The organism is Liquorilactobacillus aquaticus DSM 21051 (assembly GCF_001436755.1).
Taxonomy (GTDB): Bacteria; Bacillota; Bacilli; order Lactobacillales; family Lactobacillaceae; genus Liquorilactobacillus; species Liquorilactobacillus aquaticus.
In genome coordinates this window covers 22691-47228 of the sequence record NZ_AYZD01000023.1, presented here as the reverse complement: position 1 = coordinate 47228, position 24538 = coordinate 22691, and the positions used below count along the sequence as shown (strand labels likewise).

The 24538-nt window shown below is 36.5% G+C and carries 23 protein-coding genes, 1 other RNA gene and 1 other annotated feature; of the genes, 22 read left to right on the top strand and 2 right to left on the bottom strand.

All coding sequences use genetic code 11. The features are described 5' to 3' along the window. Nucleotides 1–38: 38 nt before the first annotated feature. From FC19_RS08190 to ssrA, 3 genes are all read left to right on the top strand, one after another. The gene (locus tag FC19_RS08190) at nt 39–1499 is read left to right on the top strand and encodes an NCS2 family permease (protein ID WP_057876493.1); all 1461 of its coding nucleotides are present in this window, start codon (nt 39–41) and stop codon (nt 1497–1499) included. Nucleotides 1500–1712: 213 nt separating this feature from the next. Continuing rightward, complete coding sequence (locus FC19_RS08185) at nt 1713–3113, top strand: L,D-transpeptidase (protein ID WP_235809351.1); 1401 nt, start codon at nt 1713–1715, stop codon at nt 3111–3113. 70 nt (nt 3114–3183) lie between these two features. Next, nucleotides 3184–3551: a transfer-messenger RNA gene (gene ssrA / locus FC19_RS11360) on the top strand. 120 nt (nt 3552–3671) lie between these two features. Here ssrA and FC19_RS08180 read toward each other — a convergent pair. Next, on the bottom strand, nt 3672–5834 hold the full coding sequence (locus FC19_RS08180; protein WP_057876492.1) for an LTA synthase family protein: 2163 nt from the start codon (nt 5832–5834) through the stop codon (nt 3672–3674). Between the two features lie 227 nt (nt 5835–6061). Between FC19_RS08180 and FC19_RS08175 the strand changes: the two genes are divergently transcribed. From FC19_RS08175 to FC19_RS08100, 16 genes are all read left to right on the top strand, one after another. Then, complete coding sequence (locus tag FC19_RS08175) at nt 6062–7237, top strand: RsmD family RNA methyltransferase (RefSeq protein ID WP_057876491.1); 1176 nt, start codon at nt 6062–6064, stop codon at nt 7235–7237. A gap of 84 nt (nt 7238–7321) precedes the next feature. Further along, nucleotides 7322–8182 (top strand): GRP family sugar transporter, encoded by an 861-nt coding sequence (locus FC19_RS08170; protein ID WP_057876490.1) that lies wholly within the window; start codon nt 7322–7324, stop codon nt 8180–8182. 230 nt (nt 8183–8412) lie between these two features. Further along, entirely contained in the window at nt 8413–9762 is a 1350-nt protein-coding gene (locus tag FC19_RS08165; RefSeq protein ID WP_057876489.1) for a glucose-6-phosphate isomerase, read from the top strand. A gap of 250 nt (nt 9763–10012) precedes the next feature. Then, nucleotides 10013–10945: an alpha/beta hydrolase gene (locus FC19_RS08160; RefSeq protein WP_057876488.1), complete on the top strand. Its 933-nt coding sequence runs from the start codon at nt 10013–10015 to the stop codon at nt 10943–10945. Nucleotides 10946–10972: 27 nt separating this feature from the next. Next, on the top strand, nt 10973–11809 hold the full coding sequence (gene hisJ, locus FC19_RS08155) for a histidinol-phosphatase HisJ (RefSeq protein ID WP_057876487.1): 837 nt from the start codon (nt 10973–10975) through the stop codon (nt 11807–11809). A gap of 69 nt (nt 11810–11878) precedes the next feature. Next, nucleotides 11879–12115: a binding site (T-box leader), on the top strand. A gap of 44 nt (nt 12116–12159) precedes the next feature. Next, nucleotides 12160–13332, top strand: coding sequence for an ATP phosphoribosyltransferase regulatory subunit (locus tag FC19_RS08150; RefSeq protein WP_057876486.1), 1173 nt, complete (start codon nt 12160–12162; stop codon nt 13330–13332). Continuing rightward, entirely contained in the window at nt 13307–13963 is a 657-nt protein-coding gene (hisG, locus tag FC19_RS08145) for an ATP phosphoribosyltransferase (protein WP_057876485.1), read from the top strand. The genes FC19_RS08150 and hisG overlap by 26 nt, the downstream gene beginning before the upstream one ends. Further along, nucleotides 13960–15246 (top strand): histidinol dehydrogenase, encoded by a 1287-nt coding sequence (gene hisD / locus FC19_RS08140; protein ID WP_057876484.1) that lies wholly within the window; start codon nt 13960–13962, stop codon nt 15244–15246. Before hisG ends, hisD begins: the two co-directional genes overlap by 4 nt. Next, nucleotides 15247–15831 carry an imidazoleglycerol-phosphate dehydratase HisB gene (hisB, locus tag FC19_RS08135; RefSeq protein WP_057876483.1) on the top strand — a complete coding sequence of 195 codons (585 nt, stop codon included), beginning with the start codon at nt 15247–15249 and terminating at the stop codon, nt 15829–15831. It abuts the gene before it with no gap. After that, nucleotides 15831–16442, top strand: a complete 612-nt coding sequence (hisH, locus tag FC19_RS08130) for an imidazole glycerol phosphate synthase subunit HisH (RefSeq protein WP_057876482.1) — start codon at nt 15831–15833, stop codon at nt 16440–16442. The genes hisB and hisH overlap by 1 nt, the downstream gene beginning before the upstream one ends. Further along, the gene (hisA, locus tag FC19_RS08125) at nt 16439–17164 is read left to right on the top strand and encodes a 1-(5-phosphoribosyl)-5-[(5-phosphoribosylamino)methylideneamino]imidazole-4-carboxamide isomerase (protein ID WP_057876481.1); all 726 of its coding nucleotides are present in this window, start codon (nt 16439–16441) and stop codon (nt 17162–17164) included. Before hisH ends, hisA begins: the two co-directional genes overlap by 4 nt. Next, complete coding sequence (gene hisF, locus FC19_RS08120) at nt 17154–17912, top strand: imidazole glycerol phosphate synthase subunit HisF (RefSeq protein WP_057876480.1); 759 nt, start codon at nt 17154–17156, stop codon at nt 17910–17912. Before hisA ends, hisF begins: the two co-directional genes overlap by 11 nt. Continuing rightward, on the top strand, nt 17909–18217 hold the full coding sequence (hisI, locus tag FC19_RS08115) for a phosphoribosyl-AMP cyclohydrolase (RefSeq protein ID WP_057876479.1): 309 nt from the start codon (nt 17909–17911) through the stop codon (nt 18215–18217). Before hisF ends, hisI begins: the two co-directional genes overlap by 4 nt. An 18-nt stretch (nt 18218–18235) precedes the next feature. Then, nucleotides 18236–18556 carry a phosphoribosyl-ATP diphosphatase gene (gene hisE, locus FC19_RS08110; protein WP_057876478.1) on the top strand — a complete coding sequence of 107 codons (321 nt, stop codon included), beginning with the start codon at nt 18236–18238 and terminating at the stop codon, nt 18554–18556. Between the two features lie 20 nt (nt 18557–18576). Then, complete coding sequence (hisC, locus tag FC19_RS08105) at nt 18577–19653, top strand: histidinol-phosphate transaminase (protein WP_057876477.1); 1077 nt, start codon at nt 18577–18579, stop codon at nt 19651–19653. Nucleotides 19654–19739: 86 nt separating this feature from the next. Then, nucleotides 19740–20711 (top strand): Gfo/Idh/MocA family protein, encoded by a 972-nt coding sequence (locus FC19_RS08100; RefSeq protein WP_057876476.1) that lies wholly within the window; start codon nt 19740–19742, stop codon nt 20709–20711. 314 nt (nt 20712–21025) lie between these two features. On the opposite strand, the gene FC19_RS08095 is transcribed toward FC19_RS08100, so the two are convergent. Then, complete coding sequence (locus FC19_RS08095; protein WP_057876475.1) at nt 21026–21760, bottom strand: MIP/aquaporin family protein; 735 nt, start codon at nt 21758–21760, stop codon at nt 21026–21028. Between the two features lie 147 nt (nt 21761–21907). On the opposite strand from FC19_RS08095, the gene cbpB reads away from it, so the two are divergent. The 3 genes from cbpB to FC19_RS08080 all read left to right on the top strand — a co-directional run bounded on the left by cbpB (nt 21908) and on the right by FC19_RS08080 (nt 24407). Continuing rightward, entirely contained in the window at nt 21908–22417 is a 510-nt protein-coding gene (cbpB, locus tag FC19_RS08090) for a cyclic-di-AMP-binding protein CbpB (RefSeq protein ID WP_057876474.1), read from the top strand. Between the two features lie 17 nt (nt 22418–22434). Beyond that, nucleotides 22435–23142, top strand: coding sequence for a 2,3,4,5-tetrahydropyridine-2,6-dicarboxylate N-acetyltransferase (gene dapD / locus FC19_RS08085; RefSeq protein ID WP_057876473.1), 708 nt, complete (start codon nt 22435–22437; stop codon nt 23140–23142). Between the two features lie 110 nt (nt 23143–23252). Beyond that, nucleotides 23253–24407 (top strand): N-acetyldiaminopimelate deacetylase, encoded by a 1155-nt coding sequence (locus tag FC19_RS08080; RefSeq protein WP_057876519.1) that lies wholly within the window; start codon nt 23253–23255, stop codon nt 24405–24407. Nucleotides 24408–24538 lie beyond the last annotated feature (131 nt).

The window sequence follows — 24538 nt, the reverse complement described above, 5'->3', positions numbered from 1 at the left end:
AATTGAAATGTTTAAAAAAGAAGGGGAGTTTGTTGATTATGAAGAAGTTCTTCAAGCTTGAGGAGAACAATACTAATGTTACGACGGAGATTTTAGCGGGGTTAACGACCTTTTTCGCGATGTCGTACATATTATTTGTAGCACCAAACATATTAGGGTTGACAGGAATGCCAACGCAAGCAATTTTCTTAGCAACTATTATTTCTTCAGCTGTTAGTACACTCATCATGGCCTTATTTGCAAACGTTCCTTATGTTCAAGCACCTGGGCTAGGATTAGCGACTTTCTTCACATATACTGTTGTTCTACAACTAGGTTTTTCATGGCAGCAGGCATTAGCACTTGTTTTTTTATGTGGGATAATCAATGTCATTGTTACTGTAACCAAAATAAGACGTTTGATAATCAAATCAATTCCCGACGTACTTCAACATGCTATTGGTGGAGGAATAGGAATTTTTGTTGCATACATAGGTGTTAAGAATGCTGGTTTTCTTAAATTCATTACTGATAAGGGTGGAATACTTTCTATCAATGGCTCATCTTATAATGCAGGAACGACACATTTTAAAGATGGTGTTTCGTCGATCGTTTCGAATAGCAGTGTAACTCCTGCTCTGATAAACTTTAATCAAGCGGCTCCTTTATTGGCACTGATAGGTTTAATCATTATGATATTTTTAGTGGTTAAAAATGTCCGTGGTGCAATTTTGATCGGGATTATTTTGACAACTATCATTGGTATACCAATGGGCGTTACACATACTGAATTGGCAGGTGGAAATTCCTTAGGCGAATCCTTTCAACAATTGGGAACAACGGTAGGGGCTGCTTTTGGGTCCAAGGGAATGGGGTCACTTTTTACTGACCCAGGGCGAATTTTGCTCGCAATAATGACTATTTTTGCTTTCAGTTTGACTGATATTTTTGATACAATCGGAACCTTTATCGGAACCGGTAAAAGAACTGGTATTTTTTCAGCAAAAGATGAGGCCGAGTTTTTTAATGGACACGGCTTTAAGTCTAAAATGGATCGCTCGTTGTTTTCTGATGCGATCGGTTCAGTAATATCTGCTATTTTTGGTGCATCTAATGTAACTACGTTTGTTGAGAGTGCTTCGGGAATTGGAGTAGGCGGACGTACGGGATTAACTAGCTTGGTTGCAGCAATTATGTTTTTGCTTAGCAGCTTATTAGCTCCATTTATTGCAATTATTCCAGATTCAGCCACTGCACCTGCTTTGATTGTGGTCGGTATTATGATGATGGCATCGTTTAAGAACATAAATTGGAATAATTTGGAAGATGCAATACCTGCTTTTTTTGCTTCGGTCTTCATGGCAATATGTTATAGTATCTCTTATGGGATTGCAGCTGGGTTTATATTTTACATTGCTGTCAAAATTGCAAAAAATAAATTTAAAGAAATTCATCCTATGATGATTGTTTGTACAATATTGTTTGTTTTGAACTTTGTTGTATTAGCGATAATTGAATAGACATAAAAATTTAACATTTTTAATTCAAGGGCTGCTTTCAGACCTTGAATTTTTTTGTGAGTAGGCTTATTTTATGGAGTGAAATATAATTTTGTTTATTAAAATTATTTTAATTTCATAAACATATTAGGCCTTTTTAGTTTAGAACAATTAAACTTTATTTCGAAATGTGATATGCTAAGACCTATGTTCGAAGGTTCGACTTTTGATGAGGTGATTAAAATTAAACGCAAAAAGATGTTAGTTGCAGGAGTAATAGGTATTTTATGTATTATTTTGGGAAGTAGTTACACATATTATCGAATGACACATTTCAACCAAAACGTTGAAATAAATGGTATCAATGTTGGAGGCTTAAATAAGGCACAAGCGACGAAAAAATTAAAGACTAAAACTGTTAGTAACAATGTTTATTTAAACAACAAACTTTTTTATCGTGGTAAAAAAACTGTTTCAGGATTTTCAAGTCAAGATCAGAGAAAAATTCAGAAATTGTTGAAAAAGCAATGGAGCTTTTTGCCATCTAAGAAAAAGTATAGTTATAGAGCTATACCAAGTAAGATGGGGAACTATCGTCAAATAGAGATTCGCAATGCAGTTGCAGCAAAACTGAAAAGTGAAAATCAGAAAAGAAAAAAAGCGGTTGATGCAAAGGCTGTTCTCAGATATGGGAAAGTTGGGATCGATAAAGCCCAAAAGGGAGATCAATACAATGTAGCACTGATTTTAAAGACATTTGACAAGCAGAAATATGAACAAAATGTTTATTTAAAAAACAAAATAGTTCAACCACTGAGTGAAACAAGTAAAACTGTTAAACATGAGAAAAAGATGCTTGAAAAACTGGCTGCTAGGAAAGTTGAATATACTGTTCAGAACACTAAGTATGATCTTGAAGCAAAGCAAGTGCTAAATGAAGTTACCTATCAGAATAGTAACTATCAAATCAATCAAGCAGGAATTAGTAAGAAGATTGATGAAATAAACAAAAATCAAGCTACTTTAGGTAAGTCAATTAGTTTTAAAACACATGCTGGAAAAACTGTAACAGTTGCCAGTGGAGGAACTTATGGTTGGGCAATAAAGAGTAGTGATGCTGTCGGACGGATTATTAATTCTTTCAAGAAAAATGAAGGAACATCACAACTTGATGCAAAGTCAGATATCTATGGAACAGGTTACTTAACATATGGCACAGGATATGACAATACGACTAATGATGGTATAGGAAACACTTATGCAGAAGTTTCGATTTCAGATCAACATTTGTGGATCTATAAAGATGGTAAAGAAGTTGTTTCAACGAACGTTGTTACTGGAAAAAGCAGTACAAATGAAGACACCCCTAAGGGATTATGGTATGTGATGTACAAAGAATCTCCTTCTGTTTTAAAGGGAAGTGAATCCGGAAGTGAGAATTATTCAGTCAAGGTAAATTATTGGGCACAGTTCACAAACAGCGGTTGTGGGTTTCATGATGCAAGCTGGCGCACAAACTGGGCAAGTAATGCTTATCTGAATGATGGATCGGGTGGTTGTGTGAATACACCCGTTTCCCAAATGAAGAGTGTCTATGACAACTTATCTCAAGCTGAGGCAGTAGTCGTTTACTAGGATGGGGTTTTTAACTGATGGAGGCTAAAAAGCTTCCATGGCAACTTGATTTATGTTAAAATCATGCCATGGGGATGTTTTGGATTCGACAGGTATAGGTCGAGCTTGGATTGCGCCTCGTAGTTGCGCGACGTAAAGACGCTCAGTTAAATATAACTGCAAAAAATAATAACAATTCTTACGCTTTAGCTGCTTAATAACAGTTTAGCGTAGATCCGCCTAGCATCGTCCATGTGTTGGTCACGGGTCTTAAATTAAGTGGACTTACGCCAAAGGCTCCCACCTGAAGTTGCTGGAAGAGATCAATCAGGTTAGTTGTCAATGCTGGCCATGCCATTCGGCGTAGTTGACAATGAATTTTAAATAGAATGACTATGGGCGTAGAAATTTAAGTGCCGATATGCTTGGACGCGGGTTCGAGTCCCGCCATCTCCATTTATAGAGTAATCAAAAGGACCTCACTGAAAAGTGGGGTCCTTTTATGTGTTTAACATACGCGGCATAATACTAATCTTTGATTCAATTCAGTTAGGGTACAGTAGAGTTACTGGTTACGTGTTAACGTTTGTCGACTGAAGACGACGAGCTGCTGTTTGTGCTGATTGATGATGATGCACTAGATTCATTTTTTTCATTTGAATCGGTGGTATTTAACTCAGGTGCATCAGATGTGTAATCATCAATTGTTGTTTTATTACCATTACGCGACCAAAGGCTAGTTGAACTTGTTCCAAGTTGTTGTTGCAACTTGGTAATTTGACCAAAATCATTTTTGTAATTGTAATTCTTAGGGTCCACAGGTGTGAAGCCATTTGGAATGTAGAAACGCAGTAAGTTTTTATTGTTCAATGAATCTGATAGTGACAGTTCAGTATTAACTTTGTTGCTTTCAGATTTGATTTTATTAGCTAAAGCGGTTGAAGGATGTGTTATCTGAACACCAGTTTTATTGTCATAAATATTGCCATCAACTACAGTGTAATTTGGAGTGACAAAATTTTCATTTCGAAACGCAACAACTTGATCATGTTGTTTTGAGAATAAATCTGTCCCGAATTGAATATAAGAACTTGTGTCTATTCCTGCTAAATGGAGCAGAGTGGGGAGAACATCTATCTCGCCGCCATATTGTTGCTGGATTCCGCCATTTTTTTGGCCGGGAATATGAATCATAAAAGGAACACGTTGTAATTGGGTATTATCAAAATCAGTCCAAGTAGAAGATGATTTTCCCAACAGTGAGGCTAATTTCAAATTACGTGAATTTGAAATACCATAATGGTCTCCATAAAGAACGATCATAGAGTTGTTATATAAACCACTCTTTTTTAAATAATCGAAAAATTCTTTGACTGACTGATCGAGATAATGTGCTGTTACAAAGTAATTATCTACGGAACTATCACCAGTATCAGCTGCTTTAAAATCGGTGTTTTTTTGATCTATTGTATATGGAAAATGATTTGAAACAGTAATGAATTTCGCATAAAATGGTTGTTGTAGACGTTCCAAATATTTGACTGAATCATGGAATAACAGTTTATCTTTAAGTCCATATTCGGTCAAATTATTAGAATCTGTATTAAAATAGCTGGAGTCAAAGAAATACTGATAGCCTAAGTTTTTGTAGACGCTGTTTCGATTCCAGAATGACCCTTTATTACCGTGAAAAACAGCACTGGAGTAGCCCTGTGTTTGATTTAAAATAGCAGGAGCACCTTGGAAGGTATTATCCGTTCCTAAAGCTGAGAATAAAGAGCCTTGCTGTAATCCATAAACACTTGTCTCAAGCATGTTTTCTGCATCAGATGTTTTACCTTGCCCTACTTGATTAAAGAAATTAGCAAAACTGTAGGTTGACTTGTCATTGTAGAGACTATTTAAAAAAGGTGTAACTTCTTTTCCGTTAAGACGATAGTTGATCAAAAATTGCTGAAAGCTTTCCAAATGAATGACAATAATATTTTTGCCCTTTGCGATGCCATACATTTGCGAATTCGGCTTGGCATAATGTTTCTGCGTGAAATTTAAAACTTTGTTCAAGTCAGAGCTGCTTGCCTCGCTGCGAACACGGTTGTTTTTCGCAGTCTTAATACCATCATAGAAAGTAAATGCATCTATCCCCAAATATTTTACTAAATAGTTGCGATCAAAGGTGCGTGAAAGCAGTTGTGGACGATTGATTTCTCCAAGGGTAAGGTTGAAAAAAATTAAAAGTAGAGCAAAAGATGATACCGCAACAGCTTGTCTTTGTGGTAATGGTTTTTTGTCGAATTTTATGAAGCGTGTTGCAAAAGCGACTATAATAAAAATAATATCGATTAACATAATAAGGTCTTGTGGTTTTAACAATGCGAATGAACTAGAGCTAAGTCCTTCTGAAACAGATGAATAACCAAAGATAACATTGATTGTCATAAAATCGGTAAATTCACGATAATAAATAACATTGAAGAGAAGCAAGGCTGAGTTAGCGATATAAATCATAAATAAAACCAAGTATGAAGGTATAGGTCTTTTTATATATAAGGAAGCACTGAAAAAAAGCAAAGTTGTAGCTATGGGGTTAAACAACAAAACAGCATATTGATAAAATCCTTCGACTCCTAGACGAAAGTCGATGAGGTACACTAGAATTGTCTTTAACCAAAAAAGAAAGACTAATAAAGAAAAAAACCCCCAACGTGTACTTAGAAAATTTCTTGTTTTTGATAGGAACACGGCATGAACCGTCCTTTCCGAGTGAATTCAACTAATGTTTCATTCTAAACCATAAATTAAAATGAAGTCAATTTACCTACAGCATATTATAAAAGTTTTACAAAGTAATTTGCTGAGGCAACTAATAATATAGTTAAAATGATCGGATTTAGAGATAATTGGCAGGCAAGTCTGTTATTATAAAGGGTAGTCTAGAATTTTTCGTACGCGAATAGGAGAACAAAAACGTGAAATCAATTGAAATAACAAATGAAGCAGCTCGCAAATATAAAGACGGATATCCTAAATTAGGTGTTAAGGATTTCGTTGCACCTTACCAAGGAAATGATGGAGAACTGATCAAATTAGTTGTCAGAAATCAGTTTGTAGCATATGCCTATTTAGCCAAACAGCGTAACAGTGATGGTTGGATACTTACGACAGAAGATAAATTTATCGATGATAATTTCTTCCGAAAATTATTTACAATGGCACAGATCAAGAGATCATCATTTTACTATTCTGAAGAAACAAATGTGTTCCGCTTTTTCAACGGTGTTGGTGATGGATTAGGTGGTTTGACAATCGATTATTATGCTGGCTATTATGTCTTTACTTTTGATAATAAGGGATTATATCAGCATCGGAAGACCCTCTATGATGCATTTGAAACAGCTATCAAGGATTGTAAGGGAATATACGAAAAACTGCAGTTCAATGTTCAAAAGGATGCATTAAAAAATCGGCAGGTAAAAGGAGAAACGGCTCCTAACACATTAGAAGTTAAACAAAATGGTGTCAAATTTCTTGTTTACTTAAATAGTGAGATCGGTAATTTTGATCTTGATAAACGTGAATTATTGGCAGATTTAAAATCGAAATATTCCGCAGAAAAAATTGTTTTTTCAGGTTTTAGCCGTAACGGAGCTGTTGGAGCAAGTGCGATGGTAGGCGGTGCTTTTAAGACGACAAATGTTGATTTGACGGTCAAGGCCAGCGAGCGCTTAAAAAAACAGTTTCTTGCGAATAATATTGACCCAGAAAAGCAAGAAATTCGAACTATGGATGTTCAAGGCTACCTTGATTATGCGTTCAATCATCATATTGAATTTGATGTAACTTTTCTAGACCCACCAGTGTTTGTACGTTCTAAAAAACGAACTTTTAATTTGAGTAAGGACTATCCAGCTTTAATCGAAGCAGCGGTAAAGGCAACTAAGGATGGCGGCCTGTTGATTTTGACAGTCAATTCAGCAAGTTTATCCCTAAGAAAATTAAAGGAACAGCTTAATGAAGTATTTGCGGAGAATAACAGCAGTTTTGAAATTGTTCAAACTTATCATTCACCGCAAGACTTCGCTACACTAAAACAATATCGACAGAGCGACTATTTCAAGGCATTGATTTTGAAAGTCCAGCGCTGATTTTTTACGGACTTGTTTAGAGTAGCGATGAACTGATATAATATCTAGTCACAGAGAGAAAAAGAGAAATGAGGTTATTATATTATGTTAATCGCACTTATCCCTGCTATTGCATGGGGAAGTATCGGATTGGTCAGTGGTAAATTAGGCGGTAACGCAAATCAACAAACTCTAGGAATGACTTTGGGTGCTCTGCTTTTTAGTGCCCTTACAACAATTGTCTTTTGGAGCCATATTCAGGACTATATATCTCTTAAAGTATGTCTTGTCGGAGTTGTTTCAGGTTTGTTTTGGAGTCTGGGTCAAAATCAACAATTTCATTCAATGAAAGCGATTGGAATATCAAAAACGGTACCATTGTCAACTGGATTACAATTGTTATTCAATGCACTGGCTGGGGTCATTCTTTTTCATGAATGGCAGACGGGACATCAAATCGCATTAGGGACGATTGCTTTAGTTATTTTAATTGCTGGAGCTACTTTGACATCGTTGCGGGACAATAGAGTTAGCTCAAGCAAAAGACATGCTGAAAACATCGGGGCTGGGGTCAGAGCTTTGACTTTGTCTACAGTCGGATATGTTGGGTATACAGTAATCGTAAATTTTGCAGGAGTGGATGCTAAAGCAATGGTACTGCCCCAAGCAATCGGGATGGTCATTGGAGCGAGCTTTTTTGCTTATGGAAAAGATGCGTTTCAAAAAGAGACTTTTAAAAACGTTATTACCGGAATGGTTTGGGGGACTGGTAACATTTTTATGTTCTTAGCAATTCCTGCAGTTGGTCTGGCGATTAGTTACTCTTTTTCCCAAATGGGAATCATTATTTCGACTTTTGGTAGTATACTGCTGTTAGGGGAGAAAAAGACAAAAAAAGAACTTATATATATTACCATCGGTTCTGTAATGATAATAGCAGGTGGAATTCTATTATCAAAAATTTGATTCTGAAGTGTAGATTTTAATAATAGCGAACACTTTCATCCGTGAATTTGTAAAATACATTTAAGAGATACGCTTAACTAAGTTTTTTTAACTCTTTTTCAAGTTCTTATACTGTTATAGTAAGTGGTTTTAAGTATAAATCATAATTTATCGTCGAAAGCTACTTACAAGACAGTTAAATTATTGTATAATGATAGCGGTTAGATAAAACTCTAAAAGGAGAGATACTAATGGCACATATAACATTTGATAGTTCAAATTTGAATAAGTTTGTCCAAGATAACGAGTTGGGTGAAATGCAGGCGCTTGTCACTGCAGCGGACGCTGAGGTGCGTGAGGGAACAGGTGCTGGTAATGATTTTCGTGGTTTCCTAAACTTACCAGTCGATTACGATAAGGAAGAATTTGCACGTATTAAAGATGCTGCAAAAAAGATTCAATCTGATTCTGATGTTCTTGTAGTAATTGGAATTGGAGGATCATATTTAGGAGCTCGGGCAGCAATTGAATTCTTACATCATGGCTTTTTCAATTTATTGCCTGCCGAAAAGAGAAACGCACCTCAGGTGTTCTTTGCAGGCAACTCAATTAGTTCGTCATATGTACATGATTTAATTGATTTGATTGGTGATCGTGACTTTTCAGTTAATGTTATTTCTAAATCAGGGACAACAACTGAACCATCTATCGCTTTTCGTGTCTTTAAAAAGAAATTAATTGAAAAATACGGCAAACAAGGCGCTAAAGAGCGTATTTATGCTACAACAGATCGTGCAAAGGGAGCTTTAAAGAAAGAGTCAAACGCTGAAGGTTATGAGACTTTTGTAATCCCAGATGATGTAGGTGGAAGGTTCTCAGTCTTATCTCCAGTTGGTTTGTTGCCGATTGCAGCTTCAGGGGCAGATATTGATGCGTTAATGCAAGGAGCTGCTGATGCGCGTTCTGAGTATAATAAAGCTGATTTAAATGAGAATGAGGCATATCAGTACGCGGCTTTGAGAAATATTTTATATCGTAAGGGGTACACTACAGAAATTCTTGAAAATTATGAACCATCACTGCAGTATTTCTCTGAATGGTGGAAACAGTTAATGGGTGAATCTGAAGGTAAAGATCAGAAGGGAATTTATCCTTCATCGGCTAATTTTTCAACTGACTTGCATTCATTAGGTCAGTACATTCAAGAAGGTCGCCGCAACCTTATGGAGACGGTAATTAAAGTTGGTAAGCCTAATCACGATGTTGAAATTCCAAAAGAAAAAGAAAATCTTGATGGATTAGGCTACTTGGAAGGTAAATCAATGGATTTTGTAAACGCCAAAGCATTCCAAGGGGTAGTTTTAGCACATACTGACGGGAATGTTCCTAATATGATTGTCAATATTCCCGATCAGACTGCATATACCTTGGGGTATACTATTTATTTCTTTGAAATTGCTGTTGCTATTTCTGGGTATTTAAATGGTATCAATCCGTTCAATCAACCAGGTGTAGAAGCTTACAAGCATAATATGTTTGCTCTTTTGGATCGTCCAGGTTTTGAGGAATTAAGCAAAAAGTTGAATGATAGATTAAAGTAATTGTTTCGTTTCAATATTCGGGTGAATGATGTTTTTTGAAACATATTAATTAAATAGTTTCCAAAGCAACTAGGGGAGCTGTACCAAAAATTAATTTTTTGGTACAGCTCCCCTATATGTTTTTACTGACAAGGATTTTGTATTATAATAACCTGAAACCGCAACGAATTTACTTAGTACGGGAGTTTAGTAATATGAATTGTGTGCTGGTGGAAAGTTTCTTGTAGTATATTTTTATTTAGGAGGAGTTATGAAAACCAAGAATATGCTGATCAAAGCGACCATGGGAGCAACTGCGGCTTCATTTTTAGCAAGTGAATATTTATTTAAAATGGCTTTTAAAAGAGTTGAGTATGTTCCAGAGACCTCTGAAGAAAAGAAAAAATATGCTGAAAGTTATTGGGAATATGTAGACTGGTTTCAAAAAAGCAGAAAAGAACATTGGTTTCTAAAGACTAAAAGTGAAACGGAAAAAATGTCGGCTTGGTTTATTCCAGCTCGCGATGCTGCTTCAAAAAAAGTAGTTGTTATTTCACACGGTTATAAAGGAAATGGTGAAACAATGGCCAACTTTGCCAAGATGTACTATGAAATGGGCTTTGGTGTTCTACTTCCCGATGACCGTGGCCATGGGGAAAGTGCAGGAAAGTACATTAGTTTCGGATGGTTAGATCGTTTAGATTATTTAGAGTGGTTAAAAAAAATTATTGAAAAAATGGGTAAGGATATTCAAATTGTCTTATTTGGAGTCAGTATGGGCGCTTCGACCGTTGCAATGTTAAGTGGGGAAAATGTACCTGTGCAAGTAAAGTGTGTTATTGCTGATTGCGGTTATTCTAGTATCGAAGATGAGTTAATGTTTTTGCTTAAGCGCCAATTTCATCTACCTAAGTATCCTTTTTATCCATTGATAAATACAATCAATCATCATCGGCTAGGGTACTACCTAGGAGATGTTTCAACGGTGACGCAGCTAAAAAAGAATAAACTTCCTATTTTTTTTATTCACGGTGAAGAAGATGATTATGTACCAAGTTACATGGCTTTAGAAAATTATCGAGCTACCGATGCTCCAAAAGAATTATGGATTGTTCCCAAAGCAACACATGCTGAAAGTTATTGGATGGATCCCGCAGTGTACAAAAAACATGTCCAATTATTTTTAGATAAATATCTGAATTGACAAATTTTTAAGAAGGGGTATGAGCAAATGAAGATAGATGGACATACACATACAGAATTATGCCCTCATGGAAGTGGAGAACCGGTTGAAAAAATGATTCAAAGAGCACTTGTTTTGGGATTTGATCATTATTGTGTTACTGAACATGCACCACTACCACAAGAATTCGAAAAAAGATATAAGGGGAGCAAGGAGGGGTTGACGACAGCCTCGCTTGCTTGGAATGACTTGCAGGCATATTTTTCAATGATGGAGAAGTTGAAAAAAAAATATGCGAGCAAAATTAAGATATCTATTGGATTTGAAGTTGATTACTTACCAGGATTTGAAGATGAGATAAAAAATTTTTTGGATGAGTACGGTTCACGAACGCAACAAAACATTCTCTCTGTCCATTTTATGCAAGGAAAAAAGGACGGTTTTTGGTGTTTGGATTATACGACTGCTGACTTTGCAAATGGTTTTGCGCATTTCCTCGAAAAACCGCAAGAATTGTATCAAATGTATTTGGAATTAGTATATCAGTCTGTAACTTCGGATTTAGGCAAATATCGTCCACAACGTATCGGACATATGAGTTTAATTAAAAAATATCAGGATTATTTCAAACTTCCAGAACTATTTGATGCTGATAATATGGATTTGATTAGGAAAATACTTGAAGTTTTATCAATTCAGAAAAGAGAGCTGGACTTTAATACTGCAGGCATGTATAAAACATATTGTAATGAATTTTATCCAGGTGAACAAATTAGCCGCCTCGCAATACAAAATAAGGTGCCACTGGTTTTTGGATCGGATGCACACAGTATTGAAGAGGTAGGTCATGGCTATCATTTGAAAAATATTTTTTCTAAGTCTTGACAACCCTAAAAAATGAAGTTAAAATTAGTTAAATTCAAATTGGTTAATCAATTTTTAATTTAATATAATTAAAATATTATGAATAGAAGAGTAGCTATTGACCGCTCATTGAGAGAGTTCTCGGCGCTGGGAAGAGAATTGATGTTGGTGGTGAAACACATCTGTGAATTAATAGGCTGAAAGGGTTACAATTGCTTAATTAAGCTTATTCGACGAAGATCGTTATCCTGTTGATATATTCAACATGAGATTTATTTTGTGAGAAATAAATAAATTGAGGTGGAACCACGGTAATTCGTCCTCTTAGCATTTTGCTAAGGGGACGTTTTTTATTTTAAGGAGGTAATGATATGCATAAAATAAACTTACCCTTGGGAACGCGCGCCGAATTTGGTGAACGTGCCGGTAGGAAACAATTTTTAGTTACTGAGCTCCAAAAGAGTTTGCAAAAAAGAAATTTTATGAAAGTCAATACTCCTTTGTTAGAGTATCAAGAGGTTTTTGCAAATTTTGATCTAAAGCAGATGAGAACGTACCAACTTCTTGATAGAAATAATAATACAGTCGTTTTACGACCGGATTTGACTTTACCAATTGCACGTTTGTTAACGACAACAAATATCAAGCTACCCCAAAAATTTTATTATGTCGGTGATTTATTCAAAATAGCAAAAGAGCTTTCTGGTCGGAACAATCAAATGACTCAAGCTGGAATAGAGCTTGTTGGATATTCATCTTTAAAAGCTGAGCTTGAGTGTTTACTCTTGATTAATCGAATAAGTCAAAAATGGCTGAATAACAATGTCAAAATAGAAATAAGTCACGCCTGCTTTGCAGATAGTTTGTTAGCTAGTATAACTTCAAATAGTAAGCTGAAAAGCAAAATAAAGCATGAACTTTATCGCAAGAGAATTCCAGAATATCAAAAGGCGATCAAACAGTTTGAAAATACTGATAATTATGTATTTCTTCAAATGTGGCCGCGTCTTTTCGGTAAAGTTGATGATATTACGAAGATGTTGAAAGGTATAAAGCTGCCTTCGTTGGCACAATCTTCCTTACAGGAAACAATTAAAGTTGCAAAATGGGTATCCAAAATACCTAGTCAAAAAGTAATTATTGATTTAAGTACAGCACCGCCACAACGTTACTATACTGGTATTACTTTTAAGGGATTTGTCAATGATATCCCCGAATACCTTTTCAGTGGGGGGCGTTATGATCAGCTGCTAGAAAGTTTTCAAGCACAGCCGGAACCAGCAGTTGGAATGGGAATAGATATTGATCTGCTTACAGAAATTGCTGAAATCAAAGAGAAAAAAGAAAAAAAAGAGTATCTCTTCTTTGAACCGGACCAAATAGAATATGCTGCCAAATTACTTTTGCAAAATGTAAATTATGAGCTATCTTTGGAAGATAATCTTGAAACAGCTAAAGAAAAAGCACGCTTAGAAAATATCAGATTATTAAAAATAAACAAACAAGGAGAAATTGAGAATGTCGTTGAAAATAGCTCTTACTAAAGGTCGTGTCGAAAGAAAAGTTATTCCATTATTAGAGCAGGCAGGCATTGATTGTACACCTTTGAAAAATAAAAAAAGAAAACTGATTGTTCAAACTGAGGATAACAAATTCGAATTTATTTTAGCAAAAGGGCCAGATGTTACAACATATTTAAATGCGGGAGTAGTTGATATTGGTATTGTTGGCAGCGACATTTTGAATGAACAGCAAAATGATCAATATGAACTGCTTGATTTGGAAGTAGGAAAATGCCAATTTGTTTTAGCTTCAACTGCTGATTTCAATGTAGGTAGTCCTGAAAGAAAAATAATTGGTACAAAATATCCGGTTATAACAAAAAAATATTTTGAGTCATTGGGACAGGATGTTGAAATTGTCAGAATTGAAGGCTCTGTTGAATTAGCACCGTTGATAGGCCTAGCAGATGCGATTGTCGATATTACGGAAACTGGGACCACTTTAAGAGAAAATAATCTATATGTATTTGATTATCTCGATAAGGTTTCAACGCGGTTGGTGGTTAACAGAATGTCACTTAAGCAACATTCTACAGAAGTATTCAATTTGGTAGATAATCTGAAAAAAGTTGTTTCAGAAAAAATTAAACTGCAGGGAGAGAAAATAAGATGAAAATTTATCAAAAGTCATTAACTGAAATGAAAAAAATAGTTGTCCGTTATACTACTCAAACAACCGATTTACAGATTGAGAAACAAGTTGCAGAGATTATTGATAGTGTGAGGGTAAAGGGAGATGTTGCTCTTAAAGCTTATGAAAAAAAATTCGATGGCGTAGCTTTAGATAAATTACGCATATCTAATAAACAATTAGAGGATGCATATCAAGCAATCTCACCGGAATTAAAAGATGCTTTGGAGTTGGCAGAAAAGAATATTAGAAACTACCATGAGATGGAATTACAGCACGGTTTTGTCGATGCTATTCAACCAGGCATTATTCGCGGGCAGAAAGTCACCCCTTTGGAGCGCGTAGGATTGTACGTTCCTGGAGGAACAGCGGCATATCCTTCAACTATTTTGATGAATGCTCTCCCTGCAAAAATAGCAGGTGTTGATGAAATCATTATGGTAACACCACCGCAAAAAGATGGTATTTCAGCAGCTGTTTTAGCTGCTGCAAAAATAGCAGGTGTGACGGCAGTTTATCAAGTCGGGGGAGCTCAAGCAATTGCAGCCTTGGCTTATGGAACTGAATCAGTTCCAAGAGTCAATAAGATAGTTGGGCCTGGGAATATTTTTGTAGCGACAGCTAAAAAGCAGGTGTTTGGTCAAGTTGCGATCGATATGGTTGCGGGTCCTTCAGAAATTGGAATTTTAGCTGATGAGACAGCGGATGCTTATCAATTAGCAGCGGATTTATTGTCACAAGCAGAACATGACAAACGTGCTCGTGCTATTTTGATTACCGATAGTGAAAAATTAGCAACAGCTGTCAGCGAAGAAGTTGAAAAGCAGCTTGCAAACCTTCCTAGAAGGGAAATTGCTGAGGTAGCAATCAAAGACCGTGGTTTTATCGCTATTATGGACTCTATTCCAGACATGTTTACATTGATGAACGAAGTTGCGCCTGAACATTTAGAAGTTCAATTGGCAGATCCTATGCAATATTTAAGTTCTATTCGAAATGCTGGTTCGGTTTTCTTAGGCAAGTATGCTTCTGAACCATTGGGAGATTATGTTGCGGGTCCTAATCACGTTTTACCAACAGGTGGAACAGCAAAATTTTCTTCACCATTAGGTGTATATGATTTTGTCAAAAAAACATCGTTTATTCAGTTTTCGAAGGAAGCCTTGCAAAAAGATCTTAAAGCAATTACTACTTTAGCTCGAACAGAAGGACTAGAAGCACATGCACGAGCTGTTGAATCAAGATTTAAAGGAGATGTAAAATAAATGAGAAATGCTCAAATAACACGTAACACAAAGGAAACGCAAATTAACGTTAGTTTGAACCTTGATCAACAGACGGGAATTGAAATTGAAACTGGCGTTGGCTTTTTTGATCATATGTTAACATTATTCGCAAAACATGGTCGTTTTGGACTAAAGGTTGTTGCAAATGGTGATTTAAATGTGGATTCGCACCATACTGTTGAAGATACTGGGATTGTTTTAGGTGAATGCTTTAAGAAGGCTCTTGGGAAGAAAGAACAGATTGAAAGATATGGAGCAGCGTTAGTTCCAATGGATGAGACACTTGGTCGTGTTTGTGTTGATTTAAGTGGACGCTCCTACCTTGTTTTTAATGCTGAATTGACTAATCCTCGACTTGGAAGCTTTGAAACGGAAATTGTTGAAGACTTTTTTCAGGCTGTGGCGTTTAGTACAGAAATGAATTTGCATGCTGAAATATTATATGGACGTAATACACATCACAAAATAGAAAGTTTGTTTAAAGCATTTGGAAGGGCTATGCGCCAAGCTGTTACAATCAATCCGGAGATTCAAGGAGTTAACTCGACAAAGGGTGTGATTTAATGATAACGCTAGTTGATTATGATGCGGGGAACACTTATAATCTCCAAAAGGCATTTGCCTATTTAGGAGTGAAAACAAATCTTACAGACGACCCAAAGGAAATTTTGGCAAGTGAAGCGATTGTCTTGCCTGGAGTTGGAGCATTTCAAAGTGCAATGAAGATTTTAAAGGCAAAGAAATTGGATACGACGCTTCAAAAGGCTGCTAATGATGGAATTCCACTGTTAGGTATTTGTTTGGGGATGCAATTATTATTTGATAGTTCAAGCGAATATGGAATAACAGAAGGGCTTCATTTAATTCCTGGAAAGGTAATCGAATTGCCAAATAAAAAGGGATTTAAGATTCCACAAATGGGATGGAATCAAAATAAACTGCTTAAACCAAGTTCTGAATTTGCATTGTTAGAAAATGAATACACATATTTTGTTCATTCATATTATGCGAAGTGCGAACCTGAATATGTTGTTTCGGAAGTTGAATATTCAGCTAATGTTCCAGCTGTTGTACAAAATAAAAATGTTTTTGGAATGCAATTTCATCCAGAAAAAAGCGGACATATTGGACTTGAAGTGTTGAAAACATTTAAGGAAAGGATAGTGTTTAAATGATTTTTCCGGCCATTGATCTGCAAGAAGGCAAGAGCGTACGTTTATTTCAAGGCGATTTTTCAAAAAAAACATTGGTAAATAAGGATCCTTTGGATCAGGCTCAAGATATTAATCAAAGGGGGATTCACCAACTTCACTTAGTTGATTTAGACGGCGCTAAAGTGGGAAAACCGCAAAATTTAACTACAATTAAAAATATTCGCGCTCACTTCGAAGGACTAATTGAATTGGGTGGTGGGGTTCGAAACTTTGCACAACTTGAACGTTATTTCGAATTGGGCTTAAATCGTTTAATTATTGGGTCTGCGGCTTTGAAAAATCCAGTATTTGTAAAAAAGGCACTTGCTCAATATGGGAATGAAAAGATAGTTATCGGAGTGGATGGTGCGGACGGGAAGGTCGCTACTAACGGATGGCTGGAACAGTCAGAAACGACTATGAAAAACTTGATAACTGAAATGCAAATTGCCGGAGCACGCCATTTTGTAGTTACCGACGTTGCCCGTGATGGGGCAATGCAAGGAGCTAATACTGAGCTTCTCGTAGATTTGAAAAAGACTTTTCCAGCATGTAATATTATTGCTTCAGGGGGCATTCGCGACATTAATGACATTAAGGATCTAACGAAGAAGGGAATAAATGACATAATTGTTGGGAAAGCTTTGTACGAGGGTAGATTGACGTTGGAAGAGATTGCCGAGGTGGAGAGAAATGTTAGCTAAGAGAATTATTCCATGTCTAGATATTGATGATAACAGAGTTAAAAAGGGAGTAAACTTTGTTAACTTGGAAGATGTAGGTGATCCTGCTGAAATTGCTGCTGAATATGAACGACAGGGCGCTGATGAATTAGTCTTCCTAGATATCACTGCAACTAATCAAAAGAGATCAACTATGACAGATGTTGTTGAAAATGTTTCACGACAGGTTTTTATGCCCTTGACTGTAGGTGGCGGAATTCGGAATTTGAATGATATGCAAAAGTTGCTTAAAGCTGGAGCGGATAAAATATCACTAAACTCAGCGGCTGTTGCTGATCCTGATTTAATTCAAGCAGGGGCAAAAAAATTTGGCAATCAATGTATCGTGGTCGCAATTGATGTGAAGAAGGATCAAAAAACAGGACAAAAATTAGTATATACGCATGGTGGAAAAAAAGCGACAAACATAAATGCAATTGAGTGGGCTAAAAAAGTTGTAGCTCTGGGAGCAGGGGAACTCTTGATCACAAGTATGAACAAAGATGGAACAAAATCGGGTTTTGATATTGAATTGTATCAGGAAATAGGTGCTGCTGTTGATGTTCCAATAATTGCTTCTGGTGGGGCAGGAAAAATTGAAGATTTTGTTCATGTCTTTAAAGAAGCTCCCGTCGATGGAGCACTAGCGGCTTCGGTTTTTCATTTTGGAGAACTGACAATAGCGCAAGTTAAAAAGCAGCTTAAGTTAGCGGGGGTGAATGTTAGATGAATTATCCCAACTTCGAAAAGGGGCTTTTGACGACTGTTGTGGTCGATGCAACTACACGAGAAGTTTTAATGGTGGCATGGATGAATGAAGAAAGTTATCACAAGACGCTTACAACCAAACAGACATGGTTTTGGTCACGTTCACGCCAGAAACTTTGGCATAAGGGCGAAGAAAGTGGAAATACCCAAGTGGTCAAAAAAATGACTTTAGATTGTGATGCTGATACATTGTTGGTTGAAGTAATACCTAACGGCCCCGCCTGTCATACAGGCCATGTTAGTTGTTTCTTTAATCGGGTTGATTAAAAAATAGGAGGAATTGAGATGCAAGATTTAGAAGGGTTATACAAATTAGTTTTGGAAAGAAAAAACAATCCCAAAAAAGGTTCATATACAGATTACCTGTTTACGAAAGGTTTGGATAAAATACTAAAAAAGGTCGGTGAAGAGTCAACAGAAGTTGTAGTAGCTTCAAAAAATCCAGATAGGAATGAATTAATCTACGAAACAGCTGACTTATTGTATCATTTGATGGTATTACTTGTTGAACAAGGAGTTTCATATGATGAGATAAAAAAGGAACTTGCCGAAAGAGAAGGCTTAATGAGTAAGACAAAAGATCGTCCCGAAATTAAAGATTTATAATTCAGAAAGAGGTTTTCTGCATGAAAAAGCAAATTCAGGCAATTCAAAGTTATACTCCAGAAGAACCGCTTAGTGAAGTAAAAAAAAGATATGGGATAAAGAAACTAGTTAGGTTGTCGGCAAATGAGAATCCTTATGGTACATCTAAGCAGGTAAAAGAAGCAATTTTGAAATGGAATTTTGAAGAAGAAAACCGTTATCCCGACGGCTATGCACTAGAATTAAGAACAGCAGTGGCGCAAAAGTTAAAAGTCGATGCTAAGAGGCTCGTTTTTGGCGTCGGTCTCGATGAAATAATTGCTATGTTTTCTCGAATTTTTCTTGAGGCGGAGGATGAAGTTTTAGTGACTAACCCGACATTCTCTGAATATGCACTTCATGCTGAGATCGAAGATGCCAAAGTCATACAAATTGACTGCAATGAGCAAAACGGGAAATATGATTTTAATGGCTTTCTGAAAAAAATTACTTCAAAAACAAAAATCATCTGGATATGTAATCCTAATAATCCAACTGGAACTTATGAAGAAGTTAGCGATATAAAAAATTTTGTTGAGAAAGTTCCGCGGTCAGTTCTCGTTCTGATTGATGAAGCTTATATTGACTATGCTACTGATAGTGAAGAGTCAAGTGCTTTAAAATTAGTTGAAGAGTTTGAAAATGTTGCTGTTTTAAGGACTTTTTCTAAAGTATATGGGCTTGCAAATTATCGTGTAGGCTATGCTTTTGTTTCAGAAAAAGTTGCTTCTTACATGGAAGCAGCACGGTTACCTTATAATTTAAGTTCGATTGCGCAAATAGCTGCGCTTGCAGGGCTAAAAGACCAACATTTTATTGCTGAATCAATTGAGAAAAATAAAAGGGAACGAATTAAATGGGAAAGTTTTCTAATTGACAATAAAATTAAGTTCTACCATAGTCAAGCTAATTTTGTTTTCTTTAGGTGTCCGAATGCGACAGCGCTAGCTGACAAATTATTGACGAATGGTTATCAAGTGCGGCGTGGTTTGCGGCCTGATTGGTTAAGAGTGACAATTGGTGAGGCGGAAGATAATTTGAACATTCAAAAAATTATGCTGTTAGAAAAAAGTAAGTGAACTGGATATTATTAATGCGCTTATCTCAGTTTATTTGATACAATGGAGATGGAGTTTCAGTTTCTATTTCAGATGGGGTGAGAGGTATGGCAGATAAGATCCGTTATGGTATTATAGGAGCGACGTCACAGGCAGCAAAATTTGCTAGAGCGCTAAGTTTAAGTTCTAGTAGTGAGCTCGTTGGAATTGCTGATGCTGATCAGACGTTGAGTAAAAAGTTTGCAACTGAGATGGTTGTTCCAAAGGCTTATGAGGACTACAGTCAATTGTGCCGGTCAGTTGGAATTGATATCGTTTATATTCCGGTTAAAAATAAGGAACGCTATGATTGTGCCAAAATGGCTTTAGAAAATGGAAAAAATGTTCTTTTAGAGCGGCCGTTTACACGGCACAAAGTGGGAGCAAGCGAACTTTTCCATTTAGCGGCTAAAAAGAAATTATTTATAATGGAAGCTCAGAGTGCTTTGTTTTTACCGATTATGCAAAAGGTTAAGAAAATGCTCGAAGATGGTGTCATTGGTGAAGTAAAATTTGTTGATGTTAAAGAAAAACATGCGATTGATGATAGAAGTGAGTGGTTCTCTAAGCTTGCGGCCGGTGGTGGGGCCTTCTTCAATGGAGGATCAAATCTGTTAGGTGTTATTCAATTCTTACTAAATGATTCAATAAAAGAATGGTCCGGTTTTGAATATAATCAAGTCGGGGAGGCCGACACAAGATGTGCCATATCTTTAAAGTGCGGAGATGTTTTGGTCAATAGTTTAATAACGACTGACTTTGACATAGAAAGTAAGTTGGTTATTTACGGAACAAAAGGCAAAATAAAAATACCCAATTACTGGGAAGGATCTGCTGCAGTTTTAGAGAACAAATTAGGTACAAAAAGATTTGTTCTTGAGAATCAGGAAAATGAGCTAATATATGAAATTGATCATGTTGCAAAATGCTTGACATCGGGGGTCATGGTTAGTCCAATTGCCACACCTGAGCTGACTATGCAAACAATGAACATAATTCAAAGTTTGTACCAAAAATGGTATGGAGACCCACTGAATTAATAAAACATTTTTTGCTCAAATAAAAAAGAGTGCAATAAATTTAGCCAAATTAGAAAGTAAGCCACTTTAACTTCTAAGTTGGCTTTTTGTGTTTTAAGCTAAGTTAGGTGCAGCTATTCTAGGATCTGTTTTTTAATTTTAGTTGGCAAAATATTTTTTGTGTTGAATACATAGCAGATATGTTCTGGATTTAATTATGATCAATTCGCGAATATGAGAAGAAGCTTGACTATTGGAAATATATTAATCCACATAAAAAAGAAGCTATGTCAAAAGAATAGGTTTTGACGTAGCTTCCTGTAAAAAATAAATATTTATAGAAAAATAGCTTTAAACAATGCTACAGCGCAAATGCCGGCCAAGAGTGGGGCGACCACAGGGACCCAGCTATAGTCCCATTGGGATGACCCCTTGTGCTTTAATGGCAAAATCTGATGCAGCAGGCGTGGGCCAAGATCTCGAGCCGGATTCAAAGCAGGACCCGTCGGACCACCAAAGGACGCAACAATAACCATTACAAGTAAGCCGATGCCAATGAAACCGGATAGTTGGTTTCCTTTGGCAAAAGTTGGTGAATTGGTAATACCCAGAGCACCAAAGACCAATGTGAAGGTTCCAAAAAATTCATTAATGAATCCGTTGAGTTTCCCTTTAGTAGCATCTGTGGTAGAGAATGTTCCTAAGACACGATTCGTATCAGCCGTTAAGTCATAATGCGGTTTAAAACATGCGAAAACGACTAATTGACCTATGATAGCTCCTAATAACTGTACAACTATGTATGGAATAACTTCTTTCCAAGGAAAAAGCCCAGAGACAGCCAAGCCGACTGTAAAAGCTGGATTGATATGATTCCCTGAGATACTTCCAAACATTAATGCTGGAATCATAACAGCAAATCCATAACCGACAGAAATGACAATCCAACCGCTATTACTACCCTTGGTACGTTCTAAATCGACGGTTGCGACTGAACCATTACCTAAAATGATCATGATTGCTGTTCCAAAAAATTCAGCCGCTAATCGTGTTGCCAGTGAATACTCCATGATAACCTCCTTAAAAATAATACTTTCTAATCTTATCATAAATTAATCCAAAGTAAATATTAGTAAACGCTTAATTTTAGATGTTATAGTTGGTTTTTGATAAAAAATACCATAAAATGTAAATAGTGGCCGAAGGAGGTTAATAATGTGATAGCAAAACCAGTTGAGCATATGTTAAATGAACGCCAAGATCATTTTCTGATTCCAGCAGAAATTGTCGCAAATGTTCAGGAAACTAATCACTTGGATCATGCATTCTTAGTTTTGACGAAGGTCCGTTATTCGAAGATCCCAGTTTTAGATAATGAACAGCATTTCAAGGGATTGCTGTCTTTGCCGATGATCACTGAAACAATGTTAGGTATGAATGGAATTGATGCAACCAAATTAAGCCGAAAAACTGTTCGTGACGTCATGGAAAAGGATGCGCCAACTATTACTTTGCCTTACAATTTTGAGGAAATATTGCATATGCTGGTTAACCAGCCGTTTTTGATTGTGGTTAATGAAGAAGGTATTTTCACAGGAATTGTGACCAGACGTGAGGTAATGAAGAGCTTTAATTATGTTGCACATGATCTTGACAAGGATTATAATATTTCAGAAAAAGACGAAAATAAAATAATTGATGGTGGAAGTACACCAAAAATTGATTAATTATAGGAGGGATTTTTGTGGCAAAATTGGATGCAAATGATATTATACGGACTATTGCAGAATCACAAAAAGAAACACCGGTTAAGGTTTATATTAAGGGAGAGTTAGATAGTATAGTAGTTCCTGATGCTGTTGATGCGTATCTAGAAAAAAAATCTGGTGTTATATTTGGTGATTGGAAAGTAATTGAGCCAATCTTGAAAAACAATTCTAAAATTACTGGTTATCATATTGAAAATGATGGGCGTAATACGGGTGTTCCATTATTGGACAAGAAAAGTTTCAATGCACGTATCGAACCTGGTGCTATTATTCGCGATCAAGTTGAAATTGGTGATAATGCGGTCATCATGATGGGCGCAGTTATCAATATCGGAGCTGAAATAGGTGCCAATTCAATGATCGATATGGGTGCTGTTTTAGGTGGACGTGCAATCGTTGGGGAAAATTGTCATATTGGTGCTGGTACTGTTTTGGCAGGTGTTGTTGAACCGCCTTCTGCTCAACCAGTTGTGGTTGAAGATGGCGTTTTGATAGGTGCCAATGCAGTTGTTTTAGAGGGAGTGCGTATTGGAAAAGGGGCAGTTGTCGGAGCTGGATCAGTTGTCACAAAAGATGTAGCACCGAATACGGTCGTTGTCGGAATGCCAGCTAAAAAAATTAAGAATGTTTCCGATGTTGCTGCTGGAAAAACAGAAATTGTTGATGAATTACGTAGAATATAAACGATAGGTTTTGTATAAGTACTCGAAAATAATTATGTTTTCGAGTATTTTTTTTTTAGGATGTGGTTTAATATAAAGAATGAAAATATTTTAGAATGGGATTTGATGACATGGTGCTTAATGAAAAAAAATTAATCGAAATTAGAAGAGAATTACATAAAATTCCAGAAATTGGCATGCAAGAATTTAAAACCCAAGCCAAATTACTTGAAATTATAAAAGAATTACCACAGACATATCTGAAAATAAAAACCTGGGAAACCGCTATTTTAGTAAAAGTTTCAGGAAAACATGCAGGCTATACTATTGGGTATCGGACTGATATCGACGGTTTACCAGTGGATGAGCAGACAAGATTGCCTTTTTCATCTGAAAATTCTGGAAGAATGCATGCTTGCGGACATGATATTCATATGACTGTCGCGCTTGGTATTTTAAGTTTTTTTGCTGATAATCAGCCGTTGGTTGATATGACGTTTATTTTTCAACCAGCTGAAGAAAATGCAAGCGGCGGTAAACAATTGTATGAAAGCGGAGTTTTAAATGATTGGATGCCAGATGAAATATATGCTTTCCATGATAATCCACAACTTCCAATGGGGGCAATAGGTTGCCGTCAGGGCACCTTATTTGCCGGAACTTGTGAAATTCATGCGCGTTTTATTGGCGAGAGTGGTCATGCTGCTTTTCCACAATTTGCTAATGATATGGTCGTTGCTGGATCGCAGTTTGTAAATCAAGTTCAGACGATTGTTAGTCGAAATGTTGATCCAATTCAAGCAGGCGTGGTCACATTAGGACATTTCGAGGCAGGAAAGACTGGAAATGTTATTGCAGGCAGTGCACAAATTGATGGAACGATTCGGGCATTAACACAAGATATGAATGCCATGATACAGAAACGTGTTCGCAAAATAGCTGAGGGTGTTGCAGCAACCTACGAGTGTCAGTTGGAGCTTGATTTGCATCAGGGAGGTTATTATCCTGTTGAAAACAATCCACAAACAACGGCTGCTTTCATAAAGTACATGAAAAACTCTGAAAATGTTAACTTTATTGAAACAAAGCCTGCGATGACAGGGGAAGACTTTGGTTTTTTGTTGTCGAAGATTCCGGGAACAATGTTCTGGCTTGGCGTTGAAAGTAAATATTCACTTCATTCTGAATTTTTCGCTCCAAGGGAAGGTGCAATTATCAAGGGCGTTGAAGCAATGACTGGTTTTTTGCAGATCAGACAAAATGAAGTGGAACAAAAAAGTAAATAAGGGCAGTTTTAAGAGTAGGCTTATTAAAAAAGAATGCCATGCTCACGCGCACTTACACTTCTTTTTTTACTTTCCAATAGGACCAATTCTGAATTAGATTGAGAAAATTGACTTTGGAAGATTTAAATAAC